This window comes from Gordonia namibiensis NBRC 108229 (assembly GCF_000298235.1).
Taxonomy (GTDB): Bacteria; Actinomycetota; Actinomycetes; order Mycobacteriales; family Mycobacteriaceae; genus Gordonia; species Gordonia namibiensis.
Window position 1 is genome coordinate 107838 of record NZ_BAHE01000014.1, and the last position, 26561, is coordinate 134398.

A 26561-nucleotide genomic window follows, 5' to 3' on the forward strand; every position below is an offset into this window, starting at 1 on the left:
TACCAGGGTACGGTGCCGACGCAAATCGCCGACTTGGCGTGACCGGTACCGCTGTTCGGCACGAATTTGGTTAGGGTTCGAGAATGACCGTTTCGCCGAGCAAGTCCGCGGACCCCGGGTCCCAGCCGATGATCGCGATGCGCGGGGTGCAGAAGCACTTCGGTTCGCTGCACGTCCTCAAGGACATCGACTTCGAGGTTCCCGCCGGACAGGTGGTCGTGGTCCTCGGTCCGTCCGGATCGGGCAAGTCCACCCTCTGCCGGACCATCAACCGCCTCGAGCCGATCGACGAGGGCGAAATCCGGGTCGAGGGTCAGCTCCTGCCCGCCGAGGGCAAGGACCTCGCACGCCTGCGCGCCGACGTGGGCATGGTGTTCCAGTCCTTCAATCTCTTCTCCCACAAGACGATCCTCGAGAACGTCACCCTCGCCCCGACGAAGGTGCGCAAGAAGTCGAAGGCCGAGGCCAACAAGCGCGCGTTGGAACTGCTCGAGCGGGTCGGCATCGCCAGCCAGAAGGACAAGTACCCCGCCCAGTTGTCCGGCGGCCAGCAGCAGCGCGTCGCCATCGCCCGCTCCCTCGCCATGGACCCGAAGGTCATGCTGTTCGACGAGCCGACCTCCGCGCTCGACCCCGAGATGGTCAACGAGGTCCTCGACGTCATGGTCTCCCTGGCCAAGGAGGGCATGACGATGCTCGTGGTCACCCACGAGATGGGCTTCGCCCGCAAGGCCGCCGACCGGGTGATCTTCATGGCCGACGGCGCGATCATCGAGGATGCCGAACCCGACACCTTCTTCACCGACCCCAAGACCGACCGAGCACGCGACTTCCTCGGCAAGATCCTGGGGCACTGAGATGCGGATGAGTCGAGAAACACACCACACGCGCCCGCAGGTGTCCCGATGGCGCAGCGCCGGACTGGTCGTCGCCGTCGTCGCCCTGCTCGCCGGACTCCTCGCGGGCTGCGGCAGCACCGAACCCCGCAACCTGCTCAACTCGATCCGTGAGGGATCGGTGATCCTCGGCGTCAAGTTCGACCAGCCCGGCCTCGGCCTGTACGAGCCGGACGGCAACGTCACCGGCTTCGACGCGTCGGTCGCCACCTACGTGGTCAACGCCATCGCCGACGACCTCGGCGTCGATCACCCGGAGATCACCTGGCGCGAGACGCCGTCCGCCCGCCGCGAGGCGATGATCGACAACGGCGAGGTCGACCTGATCGCCGCCACCTACTCGATCAACGCCAGCCGTTCCAAGAAGGTCTCGTTCGGCGGCCCCTACCTGCAGACCTATCAGGGCCTGATGGTTCGTGCCGACGACAACTCGATCTCCGAGCTGGCCGACCTCGACAACGGCAAAAAGCTGTGTTCGGTCACCGGCTCGACGTCGGCGCAGAACGTGAAGGCACAGCTGCCGACAGTGCAGCTGCAGGAGTACGACTCCTACTCGGCCTGCGTCGAGGCGCTCCGCCGCGGCAAGGTCGACGCGCTGACAACCGACGAGGCGATTCTCGCCGGCTACTCCAACTTCTGGAAGGACGAGTTCAAGCTCGTCGAGATGACCTACCTCAAGGACGCCTGCGTCAAGGACGCGCTGAAGACGGCGGGCAGCCCGTTCTCCACCGAACGCTACGGCGTCGGTGTCGCCCTGAACGACACGGCCGCAGTCGATGCGATCAACAAGGCCCTCGACACCATGCTGACCCCCGTCGAAGGCGTCGAGTCGCCCTGGAACGCCGATCTCCGCGAGGCACTCGGCAACGAGTACGTCGACGAGATCATCGCCCGCGCGGACCGTCCCGGTTCCAAGTTCCCCTATCTGCCGGACCCCGGTGACCTCGAGTTCCTCGATTCACCGTCCACACCGTGCCCGCCCGGACTCGAGTGAGAGGAGTAATCGATGAATGACGCCTCTCTGTGGGAGAGCATGGGCCCCCAGCTGTGGCCCGCCTTCTGGGTGACCATCCAATTGACCTTCTATTCGGCGATCGGCTCGCTGGTCTGGGGCACGATCCTCGCCGCGATGCGGGTCTCCCCCGTCCCGGTGATGCGCGGCTTCGCGAGCGTCTACGTGAACGTCGTCCGGAACACGCCGTTGACGCTCGTCGTGCTGTTCTGCGCGATCGGCCTGTACCAGAACCTGGGGCTGACCTTCGCGCCGACGATCAAGTCCAACAACTTCTGGCTCGCGGTGCTCGCGTTCGTCCTCTACACGTCGACGTTCGTCTGTGAGACGCTCCGGTCCGGCTTCAACACGGTGCCCCTCGGACAAGCCGAGGCGGCCCGGTCGTTGGGAATGCCGTTCACCCAGGTGTTCGGGATCATCGTGCTGCCCCAGGCCATCCGGTCGGTCATCGGTCCGATGGGCAGTGTGCTCATCGCGCTGACGAAGAACACCACGGTCGCGTCGGTCATCGGCGTCGCCGAGGCGGCGGCCCTGATGAAGACCGAGATCGAGACCTTCTCCGACCAGCTGTTCGTGATCTTCGGCGTGATCGCCGTGGGCTTCATGATCATCACCCTCACCGAGGGAGCCGTCTTCGGCTACCTCGCCAAGCGACTGGCGGTGAAACGATGAGCGCCGAATCGACTGTCCTGTACGACGCACCCGGCCCGCGCGCACGAACCCGGAACCGCCTGACGGCGATCCTGTTCATCGCGATCCTCGCCGCGGTCGCGATCTACGTGATCTCCGTACTCGCCGCGAACGAGCAGTTCACCGGCGAGAAGTGGAGCCCGTTCGTCACCTGGTCCACCTGGACCGGTTACATCCTGCCCGGCCTGTGGCGCACCCTCGCCGCGGCAGCCGCCTCGATCGTGCTGTCGCTCATCCTCGGCGCCGTCCTCGGCATCGGGCGGTTGTCGGATCACCTTTGGGTGCGTGCCGTGTCGGGCGTGTTCGTCGAGGTGTTCCGCGCGATCCCGGTGCTGATCCTGATGGTGTTCACCTGGTTCCTGTTCGCCATCTACGGCATCTTCCCGTCGTCGATGCTGGCGTTCGCCGCGGTGGTCACCGGCCTGACCCTCTACAACGGGTCGGTGATGGCCGAGATCCTGCGTTCGGGCATCAACTCGCTGCCGAAGGGCCAGACCGAGGCGTCGATGGCGCTGGGTCTGCGGAAGAGCCAGATGATGCGGATCGTGCTGCTCCCGCAGGCGATCACCGCGATGATGCCGGCACTGATCTCGCAGATGGTGGTGGCGTTGAAGGACAGCGCACTGGGCTACATCATCGGCTACTCGGAGGTCGTACGCAGCGGCCTGCTGTCGGCCTCGCGCTACGGCAACTACATCCCGGCGCTGATCGTGGTGGCGATCATCATGATCCTCATCAACTTCGGGCTGTCGAACCTGGCGACCTACGTCGAACGACGACTGCGTCAGGGAAGCCGGGCGACCGAACCCGCGAACCCGGAAAAGGCCGAGCAGGCCGCGTCGGAGAACTTGCTCTGATCCGGTCGATCCCGTGACGGGGAGGCGTCAGGCGTCGTGCAAGGCGCCGAGCGCCTCCCCCACCACGTCGAAGGCCAACGACTGCGAATAGCCGCGGCGTACAAGGAACCCGACGAGCCGGCGCAGGGTCTTCTCCCGTTCGGTACGGTCTGCGAGCACCCGTTCGACGACCGACGGTGTCAGCTTCCGCTCGACGAGTCCGGCGGCGATCTGACGTTCGTCGTCGGGATCGATGTCGGCGAGCGTCTCGGCGATGATCGATTCGGCAATGCCCTTGGTGCGGAGTTCGTGGCGCAGCGCCACGCGTCCCTTACCGGAGTTCAGCGAACGGGAACGCACCCATTCCGCGGCGAAGTCGGTGTCGTCGAGGAGCTGGTGCTTGTCGAGCCGCGCCATCACCTCGTCGATGGTGTCGGTGTCGAATCCCTTGCGAGTCAACCGCTCCCGCATTTCGTGCCGTGAACGCGCACGGACCCCGAGCAGCCGCAGTGCAGAGTCCCATGCGCTGGGTCCCTGTTTCTGCGTCCGTTCGGGGTCCGTTCGTTCGGGGCTTGATGCCTCGTTCATATCGGATCAGGTGGGACCGATCAGAATTCGACCGGTGCCGGTGCGATGTCGTCGGCATCGACGGTGGCGCCGATGCCGAGCTTCTCCTTGATCTTCTTCTCGATCTCGTCGCGGATGTCGACGTTCTCGAGCAGGAACTTGCGGGCGTTCTCCTTGCCCTGGCCGAGCTGATCACCCTCGTAGGTGAACCACGAGCCGGACTTGCGGATGAAGCCCTCCGCGACACCCATGTCGATCAGCGAGCCCTCCTTGCTGATGCCCTGGCCGTAGAGGATGTCGAACTCGGCCTGCTTGAACGGCGGCGCGACCTTGTTCTTGACGACCTTCACGCGGGTGCGGTTGCCGACCGCGTCGGTGCCGTCCTTGAGGGTCTCGATACGACGGACGTCCAGGCGCACCGACGAGTAGAACTTGAGAGCCTTACCGCCCGTGGTGGTCTCGGGGGAACCGAACATCACGCCGATCTTCTCGCGCAGCTGGTTGATGAAGATCGCGGTGGTCTTCGACTGGTTCAGCGCGGAGGTCATCTTGCGCAGCGCCTGGCTCATCAGGCGGGCCTGCAGACCGACGTGGCTGTCGCCCATCTCGCCCTCGATCTCGGCTTTGGGCACGAGCGCGGCCACCGAGTCGATGACGAGGATGTCGAGTGCGCCGGAGCGGATCAGCATGTCGGCGATCTCGAGCGCCTGTTCACCGGTGTCGGGCTGCGACACGAGCAGGGCGTCGGTGTCGACACCGAGCTTGGCGGCGTAGTCGGGGTCGAGCGCGTGCTCGGCGTCGATGAACGCGGCGATACCGCCCTGGGCCTGGGCGTTGGCGACGGCGTGCAGCGCCACCGTGGTCTTGCCCGAGGACTCCGGACCGTAGATCTCGACGACGCGGCCGCGGGGCAGACCACCGATACCGAGGGCGACGTCGAGTGCGATCGAACCGGTCGGGATGATCTCGATCGGCTGGCGGGTCTCCTCGCCCAGGCGCATCACCGAGCCCTTGCCGAAGTTCTTGTCGATCTGCGCGAGGGCCAGATCGAGGGCCTTCTCACGGTCTTGAGGCGCTGGTGCCATGGGAGTTCTCCTCGGTTGTGAGCCGGATTTCCGGCGGGTGGTCGGTGCGGTCCGGGCGTTCATGTCTGAAAGGTATCGCGTGGGTCCGACAAGTCGTGCCGGCGCTCCCGGCGCCGGTGATGTTGCTCGTCGATCCCGATATCTCAGACGCGGCGGCGGTCCGTTCGGTTCCGTCTGGTCACCAGAATGAACGAACAGGTGTTCGATGGCAAGTGTGACACGCGGGCCGCGTCACCACCGCTGACGCGGCACGTCGAAGTCGCGGCAGATGGCGACCCAGACGTCGCGCGGGTCGACGCCGTCGTCGATCGCCTGCGCACCGGTGCGTCCCGCGAACTCGGTGAGCACGTGGTCGACCAGGATCGAATCCGCCCGGGTCACACCGAATTCGGTGGTCATCAATTCGTTGAACTCGGTCAGGCGCACAGGCCCACCCTACGTTCGGCGACCGCCACGGGGTCCACGGTGTCGGCGCCACTCGCACCGATCCGCTCGGCGCACCGGGTGAGGCCGGGGTCGTCGAGGACCGCGCGGACGGCCTCGGCAACACCGGCGACCGTGAGCGGGCGTACCCACCGGCCGGCACCCGCACGCTGGAGGCGGTTGGCCAGTTCCCACTGGTCGCCGCCACCGGGTACCGCGACCACCGGCACCCCGGCGGTCATCGCCTTGGCGAGAATCCCGTGCCCGGAGCCGCAGATGAGCACTCGGGCATGGGCCAGCACCTCGTCCTGCCGTCCGAGTCCCGCGGTGATCGGGGCGGGTCCGTTCCCGCCGAAGCGGGCGAGGTCGTCGGCCGACGGCCGATGCAGGCCCGAGACCACCACCCGGACACGACGGCCCAGTACCCGTTCGGACAACGCCTCGAGTACCACGCCGACCATGTCGGCGGCGCCGGTCTCGGCCGTCGAAGGGGCGAGCACGACCAGTGGTTCGGCGCCATTGGGGCGGGTGAAGACGTCGTCGGTGGGCTCCCACAGCAATGGGCCGATCAGATGGGTGTCGGCGGGCCAGTCGGGGCGTGCCATCTCGAGGCCGGGCAGTGTGGCCACGAACCGCGCGGACGGGCCGTCGTCGACAGCGGGGAGACCGATCGACACCCGTGCGGCAGCACGCTGCCGCTCACCCTTGCGGATGGAGGTCGCGGTCGCGGCGCGCATCAGCGCGTCCCGGAGGCGACCACGCAGACCGGTTCCCGGGGCGAGGCCCGAACCGATCGGCGGTAGTCCGCGGGACGGCAGGTACAGCGGGTGGGGCGACAGCTCGATCCACGGCAGGCCGTTCAGCTGCGCCGCCCATCCCCCGCACACGGTGATGACGTCGGACACGACGAGGTCGGCGCCGGAATCGGACAGCACGGGCGCCAGCAACTGCGCCATCCGCGCCGCACGGGCGCTGAGCTTGTCCCCGGCGTCGGCGTCGTCGTCGACATCTGTGGCCGCGAGGCCCGGGAGTTCGGCGATGTCGATGCCACGACGGCGGGCGGCATCCGACCAGTTCAGTCCGGTGTAGACCGTTGCCCGGTGCCCCGCCGAGACGAACCGCTCGGCGAGGGCGAACGCCGGGAAGGCATGTCCTGCATCAGAACCCGCGACCAGTGCGACATGCACGCGCCGCGGATCAGTTCTGCGCGGGCGGCTCGGTGTTCGGCGGGGTGGCCTGCGTCGCCGGCTGGCCCTTCTGCAGCGGCGGTGCGGTGGCACCGGCGGACGGCAGGGCGTCACCGCGCATGCTGGCGCGGATCTGCTCGAGGCGCGAGTGGCCGGCCATCTGGATACCGGCCTGCTCGACCTCCTGCATCCGGCCCTGGACCGAGTTCTTCGCCAGCTCGGCCGAACCGAGGGCATTGGCGTAGCGGCGTTCGATCTTGTCGCGCACCTGGTCGAGACTCGGGGTGTTGCCGGGGACCGACAGTTCGCTCATCTGGTTGAGCGATGCGCTGACCTGCTCCTGCATCTTCGCCTGCTCGAGCTGGCTGAGCAGCTTGGAGCGCTCCGCAAGCTTCTGCTGGAGGACCATCGCGTTGCGCTCGACGGCCTTCTTCGCCTGATCCGCCGCCTGCAGCGACTGGTCGTGCAGCGACTTGAGGTCTTCGACGCTCTGTTCGGCGGTCACCAGCTGGGCCGCGAAGGCCTCGGCGGCGTTCGTGTACTCGGTGGCCTTCTGGGTGTCCCCGGCGGCTGCGGCCTGATCGGCGAGTGTCAGCGCCTGGCGGGTGTTGGCCTGCAGGCGTTCGATGTCCTCGAGCTGCCGGTTCAGCTTCATCTCGAGCTGTCGCTGGTTGCCGATGACCGAGGCGGCCTGCTGCGACAGCGCCTGATGCTGACGCTGAGCATCTTCGATCGCCTGCTGGATCTGGACCTTCGGGTCGGCGTGTTCGTCGATCTTCGCGTTACCGAGTGCCGTCAGGTAGCGCCACAACTTCACGAACGGGTTCGCCATGCTCTACGTCACTCCATTCAAGGGTTTGAGAACTGTGCAGACCAATCTAGTGGCTGCGCGTTCCCATTTGGGCCACAGCACGCCGAATGGTCATTCGGACGATCTGGGGATCAGGCAGCGGCCAGTGCGGTCGCGTCGTGGCGTCCGGCAGGTGCGGGGATGACCACCTTGGTCGTGGTGATGCCGGCCTCGGCGACCTCGGGGGCCACGGTCTCGGCGGGACGCATCGCGTGTCCGACGTCGAGGAGGAGGTCGGCGATCTCGACGTCGAGCGCGTCACAGATCGCTGCGAGCAGCTCGCTCGAGGCCTCCTTTTGACCGCGCTCCACCTCGGAGAGGTAACCGAGACTCACGCGTGCACCGGTGGACACCTCACGCAGGGTCCGACCTTGCTGCGTGCGGACCCGACGAAGGCTGTCGCCGAGCGCCTCACGTAAGAGCATCGCCATCGAGTCTCCTCTCCCTGTTCACTCCTCAGCCAACGCCTCACGCGGCCGGAACGTTCCCTGGCCGCGGTTCCCCCGACAGTAGTCGAACTCAGCGGCCCGCGCCGGTTCCTCCGACGGCCCGTCGCGTCTGCGGCGCCGGGGCCGGATCGGGGGCGTCGGTGGCGGACCCGCCGGAGCGCACCTTGACCGCCTGCCAGGTGTAGTCGAGTCCCGTGTAGATGGTCACGATCACCGCGAGACCCATCAGGATGCCGGCGGCGATCTGCCATCCCCCGCCGAGGGGCGCCAGGTACAGACCGATGGCGACCGCCTGCAGAAGAGTCTTCAGTTTCCCGCCGCGACTGGCGGGGATCACCTTGTGTCGCAGCACCCAGAAGCGCAGCGCCGTGACCCACAGTTCGCGGGCGATGATCACCGCGGTGACCCACCAGGGCAGGATGCCGAGGATCGAGAGTCCGACCAGCGCACCACCGATGAGGGCCTTGTCGGCGATCGGATCGGCCATCTTGCCGAAATCGGTGATCAGACCGCGCCGTCGGGCGATGCGCCCGTCGTACCGATCGGTCAGGGCGGCGACCGCGAAGACGACCGTGGCGACCGTGCGCCACACCGTGGACTCACCGGACTCCATGAACAGGGCCGCCAGGAACACCGGGACCAAGACGATCCGGAAGACGGTGAGTGCGTTGGCGATGTTGACCACCGGGACCGGGTCGACGGGATCGGTGATGTGGTCCGGCCCGCGGCCCACATTCGCGATACCTTTTTCGTCGACGGCCCGCCGAATGCGATCGGTCATGAGCACACCCCCGGGCGCGGACGTGTTCCGCGATACACGGGAATTCTCATACGCACGCTCAACAGGGTATCGGCCCGCGCCGTGCTAAAGGTAAACCGGGCCGTTGCGCGCGGCACGCGTGCCATGTCGGCGGGGACGCGCGCGCGGACGGAGGACTAAGGTGATTTCCCATGTCCCCCGTCTCCCCGGAGCCCGCCGACCCCGAATCAACGGCGGATCCCGTTGCGCCCGAACCGACTACTGGCGATGTCGTGGTGCGGCGCGCGCGCACCTCGGACGTGCCGCGCATCAAGGAACTGATCGACAAGTACGCGGGCAAGATCCTCCTGGAGAAGAACCTCGTCACCCTGTATGAGTCGGTGCAGGAATTCTGGGTCGGCGAACTCGACGGGGAGGTCGTGGGCTGCGGAGCGCTCCACGTGCTGTGGGCCGATCTCGGCGAGGTCCGCACGGTCGCGGTCGACCCCACGTTCTCCGGGCGCGGTATCGGTCACAAGATCGTCGGCCGGCTGATGGAGATCGCCCGCGAACTCGAGCTGTCCCGCGTCTTCGTGCTGACCTTCGAGACGAGCTTCTTCGCCAAGCACGGTTTCAGCGAGATCCAGGGCACCCCGGTCACGCGGGAGGTGTTCGAGGAGATGTGCCGTTCCTACGACACCGGTGTCGCCGAGTTCTTGGACCTGAGTTACGTCAAACCCAACACCCTGGGTAACACCAGGATGCTGGCCACCATCTCCCAGGAGTGAGCAGATGCCCTATTTCGCCGTCCAGTACACCTACCGTCCGGCCAAGGCCGCACTCCGCGACCAGCACCGGCCGCTGCACCGGGAATGGCTCGGCGAGGAGAACAAGGCGGGCAATGTGCTCGTCGCCGGTCCGTACCCGGACGGGTCGGGCGCGCTGATCATCATCAGCGCGGCCGACCTCGAGGCCGCCGAGGCGTTTCTCGCCAACGACCCGTTCCAGGCGCACCAGGCCGTCGACGCCGTACGGATCGACGAGTGGAATCAGGTCTTCGGACCCTTCTGACGGCTCGCGTCAGGTCTGCGATTGATCCTTGTCGATCGGTGACCTGCTCTTCACCAGGCTCGCGACGGTGGTGACCGCGAGGACACCGATGATCACCGACAGCGACACCGGCGTCGAGATCTCCGGGACGCTCACGTGTTCGCCGCCGTTGACGAACGGCAGCGTGTTCTCGTGCAGGGCGTGCAGCACCAGCTTGGTGCCGATGAACGCGAGGATGATCGACAGGCCGACCGAGAGGTAGACGAGCCGGTCGAGCAGGCCCCCGAGCAGGAAGTAGAGCTGACGCAGGCCCATCAGGGCGAATGCGTTGGCGGTGAACACCAGGTAGGGCTCCGAGGTCAGGCCGTAGATCGCGGGGATGGAGTCGAGGGCGAACAGCACGTCGGTGAAGCCGATGACGATGAGGACCATCAGCATCGGGGTCGCGAGCCGCTTGCCGTTGACGCGGGTGAACAGCTTGTCGCCGTCGTAGGTGTCATGAGTGCGCAGGAAGCGCTTCACGAAGCGTTCGAGCCTGCTCTCACGCTCCTCCTCGTGTTCGACGGGATCGTCGCTCTCGCGGATCAGCTTGACCGCGGTGAAGATCAGGAACGCGCCGAACACGTAGAACACCCAGCTGTAGGTGTTGATCGCGGCCGCGCCGACGGCGATGAAGACACCGCGCATGCCCAAGGCCATCACGATGCCGAGCAGCAACACCTTCTGCTGGTACTCCGGCGGGACGGCGAAGCGCGCCATGATGATGACGAACACGAACAGGTTGTCCACCGAGAGCGCCTTCTCGGTGACGTAGCCGGCGAAATACTCCCCGCCGAAGGTGCCGCCCCACTTCCACCACACGAACACACCGAAGACGACGGCGATGGAGATGTAGACCGTCGACCAGACGGCCGATTCCCGCAGTGACGGCGCATGGGGCACGCGTACGTGGGAGAAGAAGTCGAACACGAACAATCCGAGGATCACCGCAACGGTGATCAGCCACACGGATACAGAGACATCCACAGTTTTCCTCCAGCAGGCAGCTTCAGCTGACGAGCCAGAGGTCTCTCCCACCGGAACATCGGGGGCCGACGCTCCGGGTCACCGAGGCGGCGATGATCGGCATCACCGCGGATCGGCACCGTATTGACGGAGACGCCGCGTCGGGGATACTCCCCTCATGGATCTGGCGGCCAGCCTACCGGATACCGGCAGGCGGCCGCCGTGATCCCTGCTCAGACGGTTTTCAGCCCGCCTGTTTTCACGCCTCGGCCGACTCGTCGTCCCCGCCGCCGGTGATGGAGGCGATGACGCCGGCGAGGTCCTCGGGCTTGACGAGCACCTCGCGCGCCTTGGAACCCTCGCTCGGTCCGACGACGCCGCGGGTCTCCATGAGGTCCATCAGGCGTCCGGCCTTGGCGAACCCGACGCGCAGTTTGCGCTGCAGCATCGACGTCGAGCCGAACTGGCTGGAGACGACGAGTTCGATCGCCTGCAGCAGGTCGTCGAGGTCGTTGCCGATGTCGCTGTCGATGTCCTTCTTCTCGCCGGCCTTTGCCGCGGTGACACCCTCGGTGTACTCGGGTTCGGCCTGTTCCTTGGTGAAGTCGACGACGGCCGCGATCTCCTCGTCGGAGATGTAGGCCCCCTGCATGCGGATGGGCTTGTTGGCGCCCATCGGCAGGAACAGTCCGTCACCCATGCCGATGAGTTTCTCGGCACCGGGCTGGTCGAGGATGACTCGCGAGTCGGTCAGCGACGACGTGGCGAATGCCAGGCGCGACGGCACGTTGGTCTTGATCAGACCGGTGACGACGTCGACCGACGGACGCTGCGTCGCGAGCACCAGGTGGATGCCGGCGGCGCGGGCCTTCTGGGTGATGCGCACGATCGCCTCTTCGACGTCGCGCGGTGCGGTCATCATCAGGTCGGCGAGCTCGTCGACGATGGCGAGGATGTACGGGTACGGCTTGTACACCCGCTCGCTGCCCAGCGGGGTGGTGATCTCGCCGGACCGCACCTTCGCGTTGAAGTCGTCGATGTGACGAACCCGCGAGGCCTTCATGTCCTGGTAGCGCTGCTCCATCTCCTCCACCAGCCACGCGAGGGCGGCGGCAGCCTTCTTCGGCTGCGTGATGATGGGGGTGATCAGGTGCGGGATGCCCTCGTACGGGGTGAGTTCCACCATCTTCGGGTCGATGAGGATCATCCGGACCTGCTCGGGGGTGGCGCGGCTGAGCAGCGACACCAGCATCGAGTTGACGAAGCTCGACTTGCCCGAACCGGTCGAACCGGCGACGAGCAGGTGCGGCATCTTCGCCAGGTTCGCGCTGACGAAATCGCCTTCGATGTCCTTGCCGAGACCGATGACGAGTGGATGCTTGTCCTTCCGGGTCGACGGCGCGCTGAGGACGTCGGCCAGGCGGACCATCTCCCGGTCGGCGTTGGGCACCTCGATACCGACCGCGGACTTGCCCGGGATCGGCGCGAGCAGGCGGACGTTGTCGGTCGCCGCGGCGTAGGCGATGTTGCGCTGCAACGCGGTGATCTTCTCGACCTTCACCCCCGGTCCGAGTTCGACCTCGTAGCGGGTGACCGTCGGTCCGCGGGTGTAGCCGGTGACCGCCGCGTCGATCTTGAACTGTTCGAGGACGCCGGTCATCCGGTCGATCATCTCGTCGTTGGCGCTGGTGCCCGCCTTCGGCGGATCGCCCTCGAGCAGCAGATGCGGGGGCGGCAGGATGTAGTCGCCCTCGGCGGCCGGCTCCGACGGCGCGAACGCCTCGTCGTCGAGGTCGGGCTCCGGTTCGGGTTCGGGTGCCGGCTTGGGAGCCGGGCGGGCGGCCGGCGCCGTACGACGCGCAGCTGCCGGGCGGGCCGGTGGTTCGATGACCTCGGTCATCTGCTCGTCGGCGGCGTTGTCCCCGAACGGTTCGGTGTGGGCGTCGGCGAAGTTCTCGGTGACCGCTTCCTCGATCGGCTCCTCGGCGACCTTGGCCGGCTTGCGTCGCGATCGGCTCACCGGCCGCGACGGGGTCTCGTCCGGCGGGTAGTTGTCGTACGGGTTCGACGAGTACGAGCGACGGGTCGCGCGTGAACCGAAGGCGTCGGCATCGTCGTCGGCGTCGCCCGCCGCGGGATCGCCGAAGTCGGGATCCTCGTAGTTCTCGGCGTCCTCATCCCAGTCGAGGTCGCTCTCCCACGGCGCATCGTCGGCGCCGGGCACACCCAGTCCGAGGTATCCGGCGGCGGCGTCGACGACCTCACGCACCGTACGTCCGCTGAGGATCAGGACACCGAAAGCCATGCACAGCAACAGGATCGGTACCGACACCCAGGCGGTGACGCCCGTGGTGAGCGGCGTGCCGATGGCGAAACCGACGAAACCCGCCGCCGACGAACGGCCCGGCAGATCCAATGGTGAACCGGCGACGAGGTGCATGATGCCCAGCAACGGCAGCACGACCAGGGCACCACCGCCGAGGTAGCGACCACGACGTTCGGGTGCCGGGGGGCGTCGCATCAGCATGATCGCGACCACGACCAGCGCCACCGGCACGATGACCGCCGCGGAGCCGACGATCGCGCGGATCAGCGCCTCGATGAAGGCGCCGACGGGTCCGGCGGCACCGAACCAGACACTGGCCGCGAACAGCAGACCCAGCGCGAGCAGGCCGAGTGCCACGCCGTCCCGGCGATGACTGTGCCCCTGACCGCGCGAAGCCTGTCCACGCGGACCGGGCGCACCATCGGCGTCCACGTCGTCGTCGTAGTCGTCGTCCGCGTCGATGGCGTCCAGGTCGAAATCATCGTCGTCGAACGAACGCGACTCGGTGCGGGGTCCACGGCCGACGCCGGAACCCACGCGGGCCGCGCTGCCGACACCGCGGGCGAACAGCGACCAGCCCGCGCCGATCCCCTTCCCCACCGCGGAAGCACCGGCAGCGGCCACCGAACGCCGGTGGAGATCGACCGACTCGGCCGACGCGGAGGTGTTCCGGCGACGCGGCGTCGCGGTGGCGGACTGCCGGGTGCGGGATCCGGTGCCCGTGGAACGGTTCGACGCGCGGGACGACCCGGACTTGCCCGCACCGGAGCGTGCGGAACCGGTACGGGTCGACGACTTGCTCGCCCCGCCCCTGCTCGCGGTGCTCTTGCCGGACCGGCTCGCGCCCGAGCGTGCAGCCGACCCGGTCGACCGTCCGGTGCTCTTGCCACCCGACCGTGTGCCGGATGTCCTCGCCCCAGACGCGGACGTGCGCGTACCCGTGCTTGCCTTCGAAGCCATACCGACAGACTAGTCGGCAGTGTTCACTTCAGTCACACGGGCAACACTGATAACGGCGACGTGTCGAAGTTGTTACCCGTCCGCATCGCCGACACACCTACAGGCCGTGAGAACTGTCACGAACCGCGGCGATCGCATCGGGATCGCCGTCGAAGGTGACCGCCACGGGGCGGCGTCCGAACGCGAACAGGACGAGTTCGCCGATCGATCCCGTCACGACGACGTCCTTCCCGGAGCCGACGCTGACGAGGTCCTCACCGGCGGTCGTGCGCAGGGTGACGCGCGCGGGAATCTTCTTCAGCGTCATCCTCGCCATCGACGTGACCGGAGTGCGCAGCTCGGCCTCGAGTTCGGGCGACAGCATCCGCGGCGTCCAGCGCCCCTCCGGGTCCGCTCCCCCGCGCAGCACGTCCTCGTGGTGGACGAACATCTCGGCGAGGTTGGCGAACCGGTCGACGAGTTTGAACGGCGAGTAGACCGGCGGTCCGGACGCGAGGTCGTCGAGCAGCTCGTCGAAGTCCCGCCGGGCGGCCTTGGTCCGCACCTTCTCGGTGTACCCGGCGAAGGCCGGGATCAGGATGCCCGGCCCGGTGTCGGGGCGTCGTTCGCGGACGACGAGATGAGCCAACAGATCGCGGGTGGTCCAGCCCTCGCAGAGGGTGGGCGCGTCCGGGCCCACCTTCTTCATGGTCTCGACGAGAGCCGCTCGTTCCTCCTGTGCACCGGTCACCCAGCCCACAGTAGCGAGAAACTAGTCGGCGCCGACCGCGAGCACCGTCGGCACGATCATCGGGCGACGGCGGTAGGTGTCGGAGACCCAGCGGCCCACCGCGCGCCGGATTCCCTGTGCGATTCGGTGCGCATCGCTGACGCCCTCGGCGGCCAGCGAGTCGAGGACCTGGTCGACGAGGTCGGCGGCCGACTTGAGCGCATCCGGGTCGTCGGAGAAGCCACGGCCGGAGACCTCCGGCGAGCTGACCGCGCGACCCGTCGTCGCGTCGATGGCGACGGTGATCGCGATGAACCCGCCCTCGCCGAGCACGAGACGCTCGGACAGGGTCGACTCACCCACGTCGCCGACGGACAGTCCGTCGACGTAGACGTGTCCGACCGGGACGCGTCCGACGATCTCGGCGCGACCGTCGACGAGGTCGACCACGACGCCGTCCTCGGCGAGCACAACGCGGTCCTCGGGCACACCGGTCGCGACCGCCAGCGCCGCATTCGCGCGTAGATGGCGCCATTCGCCGTGCACCGGCATCGCATTCGACGGCCGCACCGCGTTGTACAGGTAGAGCAGCTCGCCGGCCGAGGCGTGGCCGGATACGTGGACCTTCGCGCTCTGCTGAGTGATCACCGTGGCGCCACGCTTGGCCAGGCCGTTGACCACCGCGAAGACCGAGTTCTCGTTACCCGGGATCAGCGAGGACGCGAGCACGACGAGGTCGTCGGCACGGATGTTGATCTGGCGGTGCTCGCCACGTGCCATCCGCGACAGCGCCGACAGCGGCTCACCCTGCGAACCGGTGGAGATCAGCACCACGCGGTGGTCGGGAAGCGTTGCGGCGGTGTCGATGTCGACGACCACCCCGTCGGGCATCGACAGGTAGCCGAGGTCCTGCGCGATCTGCATGTTCCGCACCATCGACCGGCCGACGAAGCAGACGCGCCGGTTGTGGGTATGCGCGACGTCGATGATCTGCTGGATGCGATGTACGTGACTGGCGAAGGACGCGACGATGACGCGCTGCTTGGCCTTGCCGATCACCTGGTCGAGGACCCCTCCGATCTCGCGTTCGGGGGTGACGAAGCCGGGGACCTCGGCGTTGGTCGAGTCGACGAGGAACAGGTCCACGCCCTCGTCGCCGAGGCGACTGAAGCCGGCGAGGTCGGTCAGGCGACCGTCGAGCGGCAGCTGGTCGAGCTTGATGTCGCCGGTGTGCAGCACGACGCCCGCAGGCGTGCGGATCGCCACGGCGATGGCGTCGGGGATCGAGTGGTTGACCGCGAAGTACTCGCAGTCGAACGGACCGTGGGTGGTCCGCTCCCCCTCGGTGACCTCGACGAGCTTCGGCCGCAGGCGGTGCTCCCGGCACTTGGCGTCGACGAGGGCGAGCGTGAACTTCGAACCGACGACGGGGATGTCGCTGCGCAGCCGCAACAGGAACGGGATCGCGCCGATGTGGTCCTCGTGGCCATGGGTGAGGATCACCGCGTCGACGTCGTCCATGCGGTCTTCGATGTAGCGGAAGTCCGGGAGGATGAGGTCGACACCGGGCTGCTGATCCTCGGGGAACAGCACGCCGCAGTCGACGATCAGGAGGCGGCCGTCGTATTCGAAGACGGTCATGTTGCGGCCGATCTCGCCGATACCGCCGAGCGCGACGATCCGTAGCCCGCCCTTGGGCAGGCGGCGCGGGGTGCCGAGCCGATCGACGGGCGCCGGGGTCGCCTGCTCGTTCCGACGGCCGCCGCGGGAGTCGCCGCCGCGTTCGTGGCGGCCGCGTCGACCACCGGACGCCGATCCGGACTTCGGCTTGCCGGCGTGCTTGGGTGCGGTCTCCGCCTTTCCGGGGGCCTTGCGGACCGGAACCGCGTCGGGCGCGGTGGTGGCCGGAACCGTGTCGACCGGTACCGCTTCCACCGGGACGGACTCGGCCGTTGCCGGAGACACCGGCGGCGTACTGGGCGGTCCGGCCTTACGGGAGGCGGCGCGGCGTCGGGTGCGCGGCGTCCGTGCTTCGGGACCGTTGGTGTCGCTGCCGGTGTTGTCGGTCATCAGGCGAGAACACCTGCCGCACGTAGATCCACGATCAGCTCCTCGATCTGAGGCCCGGATGCGGGCACCTGTGGCAGGCGCGGGTCGCCCACCTCGAGTCCGAGAATGCGCAGCGCCGCCTTCACCATCGTGACACCTCCGAGGCGTCCCATGGCGTTGACGAGCGGGAGCATCGACGTGTTGAGGGTCCGCGCCGTGGCGAGATCCCCCTTCTCCACCGCGATCTGCATCTCGCGCAGGCGATCCGGCACCAGGTGCCCGATCACGCTGACGAATCCGGTCGCACCGATCGACAGCCACGGCAGGTTGAGTGCGTCCTCGCCCGAGAGGTATTCGAGCTTGGTGGTGGCGATGAGGCCGGCGGCCGAATGCAGGTCGCCCTTGGCGTCCTTGACGCCGCGGATGTTCGGGTGCTCGGCGAGCGCCAGCATCGTCTCGTTGGCGATGGGCACGACCGAGCGCGGCGGGATGTCGTAGAGCAGCACGGGAAGTGCCGTGGCGTCGGCGACGGTCCGGAAATGCGCGAGCAGGCCGGCCTGCGGCGGCTTGGAGTAGTACGGGGTCACCACGAGCAGACCGTGGGCGCCGATCTTCTCCGATTCGATCGCGAACCGCACGCTCTCGGCGGTGTCGTAGCTACCGGCACCCTGGGTGATCCGGGCGCGGTCGCCGACGGCGTCCAGCACGACGCGCAGCAGGTCGAGCTTCTCGGGCACGGTGGTGGTCGGCGACTCGCCGGTGGTGCCGGACACGACCAGCCCGTCACAACCCTTGGACACGAGGTGGTCGGCCAGGACGGCGGCCTTGTCCAGATCGAGACTTCCGTCGGGACGGAAGGGGGTCACCATCGCCACCACGTTCGTCCCGAAGGGATGCTCGTGCAGCGGTTCCTGGACTGCGTTCATGGTGCTAAAGGCTACCGCCTCCGTATCCGTGACGGGTCTCACCCTTCCAGCACGAACGGTGAGGTCGCGACCTCGGTGCCGTCGGCGAGCGTGCCGATCTCGAAATCGCCGAAAACAGTGGGCGCCACCTGCATCAATTGCCGCAGGCATTCGACTGCGAGCTGCCGGATCTCGACGTCGGCGTGCTCGGTGGCGCGCATACCGACGAAGTGCCGCCATGCCCGGTAGTTGCCCGTCACGACGATCTTGGTCTCGGTGGCGTTCGGGAGCACGGATCGCGCGGCCTGACGTGCCTGCTTGCGGCGCAGGATCGCGTTCGGCACGTCGGCGAACTTCGCCTCCAGCGCGTCGAGGAGCTCGGTGTAGGCCTCGCGGCTCGCGTCGGTGGCGGCGGTGAAGAGTTCCTCGAGGTGCTCGTCGCCGACGATCGCGGGCGGCGCGACGACGTTGGAGTCGTGTTCGGGCACGAAGCGCTGCGAGAGCTGCGAGTAGGAGAAGTGCCGGTGGCGGATCAGCTCATGGGTGCACGAGCGCGAGATCCCGGAGATGTAGAAGGTCACCGAGGCGTGTTCGAGCAGCGACAGGTGCCCGACCTCGAGGATGTGCCGGAGGTAGCCGGCGTTGGTGGCGGTGCGGGGGTTGGGCTTGTCCCAGCTCTGATAGCAGGCGCGGCCGGCGAACTCGACGAGCGCCTCACCGCCCTCGGCGTCCGTGCTCCACGGCACGTCCTCGGGCGGGGTGAACTGGGTCATGGCGACCATCTGCACCTTCAGCGGCACCAACTCGGACACGCAGTCCCCTCCATTCGACGTTTGTGTGACCCGATTGTCCCCCACCGCTCCACCGGGCTCGGATTCGGCCTGAAGTCGCGGTCCACGGTGGGTAAGGTCCCTATGTGTCCACTCGGCATGAGTCCACCCGACGGACTTTCCTGCGAACCGGTGCGGTCGTCACCGGCGCCGCCCTCACTGTGCCCGCCCTCGCCGAATCCGGCCCGGCGCAGGCTGCCCCACGAAACGTCTTCGTCCACGGCGTCGCCTCCGGCGATCCGCTGCCCGACGCGGTCATCCTGTGGACCCGAATCACCCAGTCCCCCGCGTCGACGCCGGGTTCCGGTGTGGGACAACCGTGTTCGGTCCGCTGGGAGATCGCTCAGGACGCGGGTTTCGGTGCGATCGTCGGTTCCGGGGTCGAGCAGACGTCGGCCGAGCAGGACTTCACCGTCAAGGTCGACGCCACCGGGCTGAGTCCGCGGACGACCTACCACTACCGATTCACCGTGACATCGGGACCGGCCGCCGGGGCCGTCTCGCCGGTCGGCACCACCCGCACCGCTCCCGCCACGAGCGCCGATGTCGCACGGATCCGCTTCGGCGTCGTGTCCTGCGCCAACTGGGAGGCGGGTTACTTCTCGGCCTACCGGCACCTCGCCGCCCAGCCCGGCCTCGACGCGGTGCTCCATCTCGGCGACTACTTCTACGACTACCAAACCGGCCGCTACACAGGGAAAACCGGAACAGTCCGGGTCCACGACCCACGCCACGAGGTCGTCACGCTGCGCGACTACCGGACGCGTCACGCCCAGTACAAGACCGACCCGGACCTCGCCGCACTGCACCGTAAGGTGCCGTTCATCCCCGTCTGGGACGACCACGAGACCGCCAACGACGCATGGAGCGGCGGCGCGGAGAACCATCAGCCGAACGAGGGGCCGTGGCCGGTCCGGCGCGCCGCCGCGCTACGCGCCTACTCCGAGTGGATGCCCATCCGCCCCGACGTCGACCCGCAGGGCCGACACCTGTTCCGCCGGCTGCGGTTCGGGAAACTGCTCGAACTGTCGATGCTGGATCTGCGCTCCTACCGCGACCTGCAGGTGAGCGCGCGGTCGGCCAGCATCGACGACCCGGCTCGCACGATCATGGGCAAGGCGCAGATGTCGTGGCTCACCAACGGGCTCATGTCGTCGGAGACTCGCTGGAAGATCGTCGGCAACCCGGTGATGATCACGCCGGTGCTGATCCCGCCGCTCGATCCGGCGACGACCGGCGCGGTCACCTCGATGCTCGGGATCCCGAAGGAGGGGATCCCCTACAACGCCGATCAGTGGGACGGGTACGCCGCCGACCGCCGGCGTCTGCTCGACTCCATCCGGAACAACCGCGTCGACAACGTCGTGTTCGTGACCGGCGACATCCACTCGTCGTGGGCCTGCGATGTCCCGGTCGACGTGGCGAACTACCCCGGCGCCGGGACCGTCGCCACCGAACTCGTCGGCACCTCGGTCACGGCGACCAACGTCGACGACATGTTCAACGTGCCGCCGGACACCGCCGGCGTCGCGGCATCGGCGGCGTTCCGCACGGCGAACCACCACGTACGTTTCTGCGAGCTGGACGCGCACGGGTACTCGGTCCTCACCGTCACCCCCGCCGCGACCCAGATGGACTGGTACTTCGTGCACAACAAGATCGACCCGAGGTCGGGCCAGTTCTACGCGAGGTCCTACCGGGTGCGCAACGGTACGCAGCGGGTCGAGCCGGTCGGGCGACCCGCCGTCTAGCTCTGCTCCAGGATCGCCGACAGCTTGGCGTGGGTATCGGGCCAGCCGTGCACGGCGATCGAGGTGATGCCGAGCGCCTTGACCGGGTAGTCGTTGCCGCCCTCGTCGAGGCGGTCACCGAAGAACAGGATGTCCGAGGTGCTCAGGCCGAGGATGTCCATCAGCTTGAGCGCGCCGTACGCCTTGTCGATGCCCTTCTTGGTGACGTCGACCGACGTCGAACCGCCGCTGCGGACCTCGAGGTCGGGCAGCCGCTCGGCGGCGTAGGCGCGCAGCGACTCCTTCTTCGCGCCGTCCGGGTCCCAGGCGGCCTTCGCGTCGACCGGGGCCTTCTGTCCCAGTGCGCTGAAGGTGATCTGGCTGCCGCGGTCCTCGAGGATCTCGCCCCAGGTCTCGCTCTCCCAGATCCCGAGTTCCTTGGCGCCGGTCTCGAGGACGTCGAGGGTGCGCTTCTTCTCGTCGTCGGTGAGGTACTCGGCGTAGACGGTCTCCCACTCGTTGCCCGACCAGCGGACGTACTGGGTGCCACAGGTGGGCATCAGATGGAGGTTGCCGACCGAGTCGAAGGTGCCGAGACGCGCGAGGACCTGCTTGGAGAACTGGGTGAAGTTGCCGCCGGAGATGATGCACCCGAGGCTGACGTCGAGCATCCGGCGGAGCAGGTCCACCATCTGGTCGTCGAGCGGGCTCTTCGAGGGTGCGAGTGTGTCGTCGAGGTCGAACATCACCAGGCGGTAGTCGTTGCCGTCATACGACACGGTCATCGTCGGTTCTCTCCTTCAGGTCGTCCCCGGGTGTGTGTTCCGCTGGTTCGCGGCCTCCCGATGCTCAGCATCCCATCACGGCCCGGAGGTCGCGCGCGAGGTCACCCTTCGTACCCACCGACACGTCGTCGAGGTCGAGCCACCCCGCGAAAGTGCGCAGGTCGTCGGCCAGTCGCTCGGCGACGACGCCGCGATCGTGTCCGGACTCACAGAAGGCGCCCAGTACCAACAGGGTTCGGGACCTGCGGTCGGCCTTGAGGTCGACGCGTGCGGCGATGTCGGTGCCCAGCAGGTAGGGCAGCACGTAGTAACCGTGGACGCGCTTGTGCTCGGGGACGTAGATCTCGATGCGGTAGTGGAAGTCGAAGAGGCGCTCGGCTCGTGGCCGGAAGAAGACGAGCGGGTCGAACGGCGAGAGGATCGCCGAGGTGTCGATGCGTCGCGGCATCGGCGCGCCGTCGGCGAGATACGCGGGGTCTCGCCATCCCTCGACCGAGACCTCGTGCAGCACACCGGCATCCACGAGGTCGGCGACGGCCGGCCGGGCGTCGGCGGGTTTGAGGCGGTAGTAGTCGGCGAGGTCGGCGACGGTCGCGACGCCGAGGGACCGAGCCGCGCGGGCGACGAGATCCCGGTGCGCCTGCGCACGGTCCGGATGCTGCGCGGCGATGTCGGCGCCGACGACCCGTTCGGTGAGGTCGTAGTGGCGCATGAAGTTGCCGTTGCGGACCGCCGACAGGTCGCCGGCGGCGAACATCGCCTCACACAGGTGCTTGATCTCGCCGCGCTGCCACCAGCTCCCGGCGGTGCCCGGTTCGCGTTCGATGCCGAGCTTCTCCTCGATGGTCCGCGGCATCGCGGCACCGATCTCCTCGATCACACTGCGGACGTCCTCGGCGAGACTCCGGTTGCGGCGCATGACCTCCCGGGTGTGCCGGTACCGTCCGTCGGCGAACTCATCCATGCGCCAACGGAACAGCGGCCAGTCGTCGACCGGGATGAGAGCGGCCTCGTGCGCCCAGTACTCGACGAGCAGACGCTTCCCCCGGACCGGCTGCCAGGCCGCGCGATGCAGGAGGTCGGGATCGTAGGATCCGAGCCGGCTGTAGAGCGGCATGAAGTGCGCCCGCGCGACGATGTTGACCGAGTCCATCTGGAGCAGACCCGTCCGGCCGACGACCCGTTTGAGGTGGGCCATGGTCGGGGTGCCCGACGGTGCACGGTCGGCGAATCCCTGTGCGGCGAGCGCGGTTCGACGCGCCTGGGCCGGGGAGAGACGCTCCGGTGCCATCAGCGCGTGTAGTCGACGAATCGGTAGGCGGTACCAGTGGTGGAGGTCTGCCACTCCCCCTTGTCGGCGACGGTCCACTCGGGACCGATCTCCGGCGCGAAGGCGTCGGCTCCGGGTACGTCGACGTCGATCTCGGTCACGCAGAGTTCCGTCGCGTACCGCATTGCGAGCCGGTAGATCTCACCGCCGCCGATGACGCCCACCGTGTCGCCGTCGGCCAGGCTCAACGCCTCGTCGATCGTCCGGGCGGTCAGCGCACCGTCGGCGGACCACTCCGGGTTGCGGGTGACCACGATGTTGGTGCGGCCCGGCAGCGGCCGGAACTTCGGCGGCAGGGAGTCCCACGTCTTGCGGCCCATGATGACCGCGTTGCCGAGGGTCTTCTCCTTGAACCGCGCCATGTCCTCGGGGACGCGCCACGGGATGGTGTTGTCGCGACCGATCGCGGCACCCTTGCCGGCGACCTCGCGACCCTGCGCCCAGACGAGCCGGACCCGGCGGGTCACACCGCCACCGGCGCCTTGATCCCGGGATGGGACTGGTATCCGACGATCTCGATGTCGTCGAACTCGTAGTCGAAGATCGAATCCCGCTTGCGCAGTTCGAGTTTCGGGTACGGGTAGGGCTCGCGCGAGAGCTGCAGGGTCACCTGGTCGACGTGGTTGTCGTAGATGTGGCAGTCGCCGCCGGTCCACACGAACTCGCCGACCTCGAGGCCCGCCTGCTGCGCCATCATGTGGGTCAGCAGCGCATACGACGCGATGTTGAACGGCACGCCCAGGAACAGGTCGGCCGAGCGCTGGTACAGCTGGCACGAGAGCTTGCCGTCGGCGACGTAGAACTGGAAGAACGCGTGGCACGGCGGCAGCGCCATCTGCGGGATCTCCCCCACGTTCCACGCCGACACGATGTTGCGTCGCGAGTCGGGGTTGGTCTTGAGCGTCTCGAGAGCCGCGGAGATCTGGTCGATCTGCTCCCCCGACGGCGTCGGCCAGCTGCGCCATTGCACGCCGTAGATCGGTCCCAGGTCACCGTTCTCGTCGGCCCACTCGTCCCAGATGGTCACGCCGCGCTCCTGGAGCCAGCGGACGTTGGAGTCGCCGCGCAGGAACCAGAGGAGCTCGTAGATGATCGACTTGAGGTGCACCTTCTTGGTGGTGATCAGCGGGAAGCCCTCGGCGAGGTCGTACCGCAGCTGATGACCGAAGACGCTCTTGGTTCCCGTCCCGGTGCGATCCGCCTTCGGGGTGCCCGTCTCGAGCACGAGGCGCAGCAGGTCCTCGTACGGAGTGGGGATCGTCCCGGTCGATGAGATGTCGCGGATGGCCGTGCTCACGGGTGTCAGTCTAGGGGCTGGTCCGTTACTCGCAGCTCAGACCCACCGACCGCCCATTGTTCGCTGGCTGAGCCGGTGAGGAGCGCAGCGACGAGCCGTGTCGAAGCCCCTGGTGACACGACATCGTGTGACTGCAGTGACGCGTGTGACTTCGGGGGTATCCTCTTCCCGTGGCCACTCGCAGCACCACCCGTGCCAACCGCTATGCCAAGCGGCGTCGTAAGCGTGTCGCCTCTCGCGACAACGACCTCACCGACACGCAGTGGCTCGCGCTGCAGGAGGCCTGGGGTGGGTGCGCCTACTGCGGCGCGGACGGTGTCGCCCTTCAGCGCGACTGCATGCTGGCCATCTCCCGCGGCGGCCGCTACACCGTGACCAACGTCGTCCCGTGCTGCGGTTCGTGCAATGCGAGCAAGTGCAATTCCGAGGTCACCTCCTGGATGCGCCGCAAGAAGCTCGACGAGAAGGCGTTCCTGGTGCGGCAGTACGAGGTGAGCAGGCTCCTCGCCGACGTCGAGTAGCTCTCGGCCACCGGTTCCATTGGCAGGACGCGACGCCTGATGAGCAGTAATCTTTCTGCGCAAGAGACACGATCGCGGCAAGGAGAACAGTCGATGAGTTTCGAGATCTCCTCGGGCACACGCGGTGCTTGGGCACCCAAGGGCCCGTTCGTCCGCATCGTGAACAAAGTCCTTGCGCCGATGATCCGCCGAAAGGGCCAGTTCGGCGGGATGAACGCCCTCGTCCTGACGACCGTCGGCCGTAAGAGCGGCCAGGAACGGCAGAGCCCGCTCGCCTGGTTCCCCGGCCCCGACGGCAGTTGGCTGATCGTCGCGTCGGCCAACGGCGCCGCCAGTAACCCGGGCTGGTATCACAACCTGCGCGCCAACCCGGACAAAGCCCGGATCGACGTCGACGGCAAGACCATCGAGGTCCGCGCCCAGCAGCTCCAGGGCGAGGAACGCGCACAGGCCTGGGCGCAGATCAGCAAGAACGAACGCTTCGCCGGCTATCAGGAGAAGACCGACCGCCAGCTGCCGGTCATCAAGCTGGTACGACGCTGACCGCCCCCCGATAAACGCCCTCGATGGACACGCAAATGAAATAGTGTCGCCGGCCGCGCTCTGTAGGGCCTATCTCAGGGGCGTTTCTCGACGCGGCGCCGGCCAGCGAGTGTTCCGCGGAACGCTCAGGCGGCCGCGGGTACAGCTGACGCCTGGCGTTCTTTCCATTCCCAGACGGCGTAGATCACCTCGGTGGCGTACCCAAGGTCGAGTTTGCCGCCACCGACCGGCACCGTCGCATCAGCCGCGATCCGTTCATCGGGTGACCACAGGCCCGGCGTACGGGTTGGCGGACTCACCTCGATCACCGCCCCACCCGGCATGTGGAACGAAAACCGCTGCTGCCCATGTGTCTTGATCGAGAATTCACCCCGATGCAGCGCCCGATGACAACTTCCACACAACAGGATGAGGTTGTCGAGTTCGGTCTCGCCGTCGTTGGACCAGAACACCACGTGATGCGCGTGTAGATGCCGCGTCCGACCGCACCCAGGCGTCTGACAGCACCGATCCCGCAGGAACAACGCCCGAATCATCGCCTTCGACGGCGCCCGCTGCTTCCGACCCAACCCCAACAGTGCCCGCTTCCCCGGACGACCAGAAACCCTCCGCGACAGCGCCTCTCGCATCGACGCACCACAGGCAGCTTCCTCGACCTCGGCCTCCGACAACGCCGGCCCATCATCCAGATGCGCCTGCTCCACCCCATCACCCACATGGACAAGGATCTCCGCACCCGGCGCCAACTCCGGCATCGCGATCCCCTCATGCACCGCATCGGCCATCGCCACCACCGCCGCAGCAATATTCGACGGTACATTTCGCCACAGATCCCGACGATTCGCCGGCTTCACCTCCGAATCCGCCTCCCCGGACCTGGTTTCCAACTCGGCGGGAGCGTTCCGCGGAACGCTCGGCAGATCCGCATCCTCCGCCGTGCGAGTGCGTTCGTACTCCGCCCGCACCACACCCGCCAGAAACCGCGCCCCATCCAGCGGCGTCAACGTCATCGACACCGACAACGACCCATCCGCATTCCACTTCCACCGCGCCGACGACTCCGCCGGCGGCACCAACTCCCCACCCTCGCTGCAACCCCGGTCGATCTGCCGCATCGCCCGCACCGCCTTCTCCACCTGCGAGGCCGTGCACGACAACGCCAGATTCACCAATTCCTTCTCCCGCAACGGAGTCGCCACCCGCGTCAACGCCCGCACCTTCGAATACGTCAACCGCCCCTCACCGAAGCACTGCCGGATCAACGGTAGTTCGCGCAACGCCTTGGCCACCCGCACCTGCTCCTGCGCCGTCCGCGGCGCAACACCCGCCTTCCACGACAACCAATGGGCCAACGAATGAACCCCCGGCCCCCGCCACGAGTCCCGCTCATCCAACTCCGCCACTAGATCAAGGAAACCGGCCGTCAACGCCGTGATCTGCGCGGCATACCCCAACACCCGAACCTCGAGCACCTCATCGGGCAGTGACCTCGGATCAGCGCCATCGAACATCGACGACAGACCCTCGCCACGCAACGCGGTAACAGACATCCCGACCCCCCAGCCAGTTCGAACAGATATACGAACAAGCTATCGGCAGCCACCGACAATTCCGCAGGTCACAAGAGTGATGAGCGTTCCGCGGAACGTTTGACGACCCGTCCGCGGAGACGTCATGGCAGCAATACGCGCGAGCGAAGTGTGGCGATCTGACGGCGAACTGCCGACCGTTCGGCGCCAGACCTGCGCCCCTGAGACTTCCACGCGGGCGAAGTCCACCTGGAGCAG

The 26561-nt window shown here is 67.5% G+C and carries 27 protein-coding genes; 9 read left to right on the top strand and 18 right to left on the bottom strand.

Going from position 1 to position 26561, the window contains the following annotated elements; all coding sequences use genetic code 11:
* The first annotated feature begins 128 nt into the window (after nucleotides 1-128).
* Genes GONAM_RS09080 through GONAM_RS09095 form a run of 4 tightly spaced genes read left to right on the top strand, consistent with a single transcriptional unit; the run spans nucleotide 129 to nucleotide 3455 of the window.
* Entirely contained in the window at nucleotides 129-857 is a 729-nt protein-coding gene (locus tag GONAM_RS09080) for an amino acid ABC transporter ATP-binding protein (protein WP_174310884.1), read from the top strand.
* Between the two features lies 1 nt (nucleotide 858).
* Entirely contained in the window at nucleotides 859-1890 is a 1032-nt protein-coding gene (locus GONAM_RS09085; protein WP_083876397.1) for a glutamate ABC transporter substrate-binding protein, read from the top strand.
* Nucleotides 1891-1902: 12 nt separating this feature from the next.
* Nucleotides 1903-2580 carry an amino acid ABC transporter permease gene (locus tag GONAM_RS09090; RefSeq protein WP_005197381.1) on the top strand — a complete coding sequence of 226 codons (678 nt, stop codon included), beginning with the start codon at nucleotides 1903-1905 and terminating at the stop codon, nucleotides 2578-2580.
* Nucleotides 2577-3455 (top strand): amino acid ABC transporter permease, encoded by an 879-nt coding sequence (locus GONAM_RS09095; protein WP_006866459.1) that lies wholly within the window; start codon nucleotides 2577-2579, stop codon nucleotides 3453-3455. The genes GONAM_RS09090 and GONAM_RS09095 overlap by 4 nt, the downstream gene beginning before the upstream one ends.
* Before the next feature lie 27 nt (nucleotides 3456-3482).
* Here the strand turns inward: GONAM_RS09095 and GONAM_RS09100 are convergent, their stop codons facing one another.
* From GONAM_RS09100 to pgsA, 7 genes are all read right to left on the bottom strand, one after another.
* On the bottom strand, nucleotides 3483-4022 hold the full coding sequence (locus tag GONAM_RS09100; protein WP_006866460.1) for a regulatory protein RecX: 540 nt from the start codon (nucleotides 4020-4022) through the stop codon (nucleotides 3483-3485).
* A 20-nt stretch (nucleotides 4023-4042) separates the two neighbouring features.
* The gene (recA, locus tag GONAM_RS09105) at nucleotides 4043-5086 is read right to left on the bottom strand and encodes a recombinase RecA (protein ID WP_006866461.1); all 1044 of its coding nucleotides are present in this window, start codon (nucleotides 5084-5086) and stop codon (nucleotides 4043-4045) included.
* 231 nt (nucleotides 5087-5317) lie between these two features.
* Nucleotides 5318-5512, bottom strand: a complete 195-nt coding sequence (locus tag GONAM_RS09110) for a DUF3046 domain-containing protein (protein WP_006866462.1) — start codon at nucleotides 5510-5512, stop codon at nucleotides 5318-5320.
* Nucleotides 5503-6696 carry a glycosyltransferase gene (locus tag GONAM_RS09115; protein WP_006866463.1) on the bottom strand — a complete coding sequence of 398 codons (1194 nt, stop codon included), beginning with the start codon at nucleotides 6694-6696 and terminating at the stop codon, nucleotides 5503-5505. Before GONAM_RS09115 ends, GONAM_RS09110 begins: the two co-directional genes overlap by 10 nt.
* A gap of 10 nt (nucleotides 6697-6706) precedes the next feature.
* Nucleotides 6707-7528, bottom strand: a complete 822-nt coding sequence (gene pspA / locus GONAM_RS09120; RefSeq protein WP_006866464.1) for a phage shock protein PspA — start codon at nucleotides 7526-7528, stop codon at nucleotides 6707-6709.
* Between the two features lie 110 nt (nucleotides 7529-7638).
* Complete coding sequence (locus GONAM_RS09125; protein WP_006866465.1) at nucleotides 7639-7977, bottom strand: helix-turn-helix domain-containing protein; 339 nt, start codon at nucleotides 7975-7977, stop codon at nucleotides 7639-7641.
* Between the two features lie 88 nt (nucleotides 7978-8065).
* Complete coding sequence (pgsA, locus tag GONAM_RS09130) at nucleotides 8066-8776, bottom strand: CDP-diacylglycerol--glycerol-3-phosphate 3-phosphatidyltransferase (RefSeq protein ID WP_040535902.1); 711 nt, start codon at nucleotides 8774-8776, stop codon at nucleotides 8066-8068.
* A 170-nt stretch (nucleotides 8777-8946) separates the two neighbouring features.
* On the opposite strand from pgsA, the gene GONAM_RS09135 reads away from it, so the two are divergent.
* Together GONAM_RS09135 and GONAM_RS09140 are read left to right on the top strand one after the other, a co-directional pair.
* Nucleotides 8947-9522, top strand: a complete 576-nt coding sequence (locus tag GONAM_RS09135; protein ID WP_006866468.1) for an amino-acid N-acetyltransferase — start codon at nucleotides 8947-8949, stop codon at nucleotides 9520-9522.
* 4 nt (nucleotides 9523-9526) lie between these two features.
* The gene (locus GONAM_RS09140) at nucleotides 9527-9805 is read left to right on the top strand and encodes a YciI family protein (RefSeq protein ID WP_006866469.1); all 279 of its coding nucleotides are present in this window, start codon (nucleotides 9527-9529) and stop codon (nucleotides 9803-9805) included.
* Between the two features lie 9 nt (nucleotides 9806-9814).
* Here the strand turns inward: GONAM_RS09140 and GONAM_RS09145 are convergent, their stop codons facing one another.
* From GONAM_RS09145 to thyX, 6 genes are all read right to left on the bottom strand, one after another.
* Entirely contained in the window at nucleotides 9815-10810 is a 996-nt protein-coding gene (locus GONAM_RS09145) for a TerC family protein (protein WP_006866470.1), read from the bottom strand.
* Between the two features lie 238 nt (nucleotides 10811-11048).
* A complete protein-coding gene (locus GONAM_RS09150; RefSeq protein WP_245548594.1) occupies nucleotides 11049-14075 on the bottom strand; it encodes a DNA translocase FtsK in 3027 nt (1008 codons plus the stop codon).
* Nucleotides 14076-14172: 97 nt separating this feature from the next.
* Complete coding sequence (locus GONAM_RS09160; protein WP_040535886.1) at nucleotides 14173-14805, bottom strand: TIGR03085 family metal-binding protein; 633 nt, start codon at nucleotides 14803-14805, stop codon at nucleotides 14173-14175.
* Between the two features lie 21 nt (nucleotides 14806-14826).
* Complete coding sequence (locus GONAM_RS09165) at nucleotides 14827-16854, bottom strand: ribonuclease J (protein WP_006866474.1); 2028 nt, start codon at nucleotides 16852-16854, stop codon at nucleotides 14827-14829.
* Entirely contained in the window at nucleotides 16854-17759 is a 906-nt protein-coding gene (gene dapA / locus GONAM_RS09170) for a 4-hydroxy-tetrahydrodipicolinate synthase (protein ID WP_005197420.1), read from the bottom strand. Before dapA ends, GONAM_RS09165 begins: the two co-directional genes overlap by 1 nt.
* Before the next feature lie 38 nt (nucleotides 17760-17797).
* The gene (gene thyX / locus GONAM_RS09175; protein WP_006359542.1) at nucleotides 17798-18550 is read right to left on the bottom strand and encodes an FAD-dependent thymidylate synthase; all 753 of its coding nucleotides are present in this window, start codon (nucleotides 18548-18550) and stop codon (nucleotides 17798-17800) included.
* Between the two features lie 104 nt (nucleotides 18551-18654).
* On the opposite strand from thyX, the gene GONAM_RS09180 reads away from it, so the two are divergent.
* The gene (locus GONAM_RS09180) at nucleotides 18655-20319 is read left to right on the top strand and encodes an alkaline phosphatase D family protein (RefSeq protein ID WP_006866475.1); all 1665 of its coding nucleotides are present in this window, start codon (nucleotides 18655-18657) and stop codon (nucleotides 20317-20319) included.
* On the opposite strand, the gene GONAM_RS09185 is transcribed toward GONAM_RS09180, so the two are convergent.
* From GONAM_RS09185 to GONAM_RS09200, 4 genes are all read right to left on the bottom strand, one after another.
* The gene (locus tag GONAM_RS09185; protein ID WP_006866476.1) at nucleotides 20316-21083 is read right to left on the bottom strand and encodes an HAD-IIB family hydrolase; all 768 of its coding nucleotides are present in this window, start codon (nucleotides 21081-21083) and stop codon (nucleotides 20316-20318) included. The two genes, GONAM_RS09180 and GONAM_RS09185, sit on opposite strands and share 4 nt — an antisense overlap.
* A 64-nt stretch (nucleotides 21084-21147) precedes the next feature.
* Nucleotides 21148-22374 (bottom strand): winged helix-turn-helix domain-containing protein, encoded by a 1227-nt coding sequence (locus GONAM_RS09190; protein WP_006866477.1) that lies wholly within the window; start codon nucleotides 22372-22374, stop codon nucleotides 21148-21150.
* Complete coding sequence (locus GONAM_RS09195; RefSeq protein ID WP_006866478.1) at nucleotides 22374-22880, bottom strand: dihydrofolate reductase; 507 nt, start codon at nucleotides 22878-22880, stop codon at nucleotides 22374-22376. The genes GONAM_RS09190 and GONAM_RS09195 overlap by 1 nt, the downstream gene beginning before the upstream one ends.
* On the bottom strand, nucleotides 22877-23710 hold the full coding sequence (locus GONAM_RS09200; protein ID WP_006866479.1) for a thymidylate synthase: 834 nt from the start codon (nucleotides 23708-23710) through the stop codon (nucleotides 22877-22879). Before GONAM_RS09200 ends, GONAM_RS09195 begins: the two co-directional genes overlap by 4 nt.
* Nucleotides 23711-23880: 170 nt before the next feature.
* Here GONAM_RS09200 and GONAM_RS09205 point away from each other — a divergent pair, with 170 nt between their 5' ends.
* Together GONAM_RS09205 and GONAM_RS09210 are read left to right on the top strand one after the other, a co-directional pair.
* The gene (locus GONAM_RS09205; protein ID WP_006359548.1) at nucleotides 23881-24231 is read left to right on the top strand and encodes an HNH endonuclease; all 351 of its coding nucleotides are present in this window, start codon (nucleotides 23881-23883) and stop codon (nucleotides 24229-24231) included.
* Nucleotides 24232-24324: 93 nt separating this feature from the next.
* Nucleotides 24325-24774: a nitroreductase family deazaflavin-dependent oxidoreductase gene (locus tag GONAM_RS09210; protein WP_006866480.1), complete on the top strand. Its 450-nt coding sequence runs from the start codon at nucleotides 24325-24327 to the stop codon at nucleotides 24772-24774.
* 125 nt (nucleotides 24775-24899) lie between these two features.
* On the opposite strand, the gene GONAM_RS09215 is transcribed toward GONAM_RS09210, so the two are convergent.
* A complete protein-coding gene (locus GONAM_RS09215; protein ID WP_006866481.1) occupies nucleotides 24900-26324 on the bottom strand; it encodes an HNH endonuclease in 1425 nt (474 codons plus the stop codon).
* Between the last annotated feature and the right edge of the window lie 237 nt (nucleotides 26325-26561).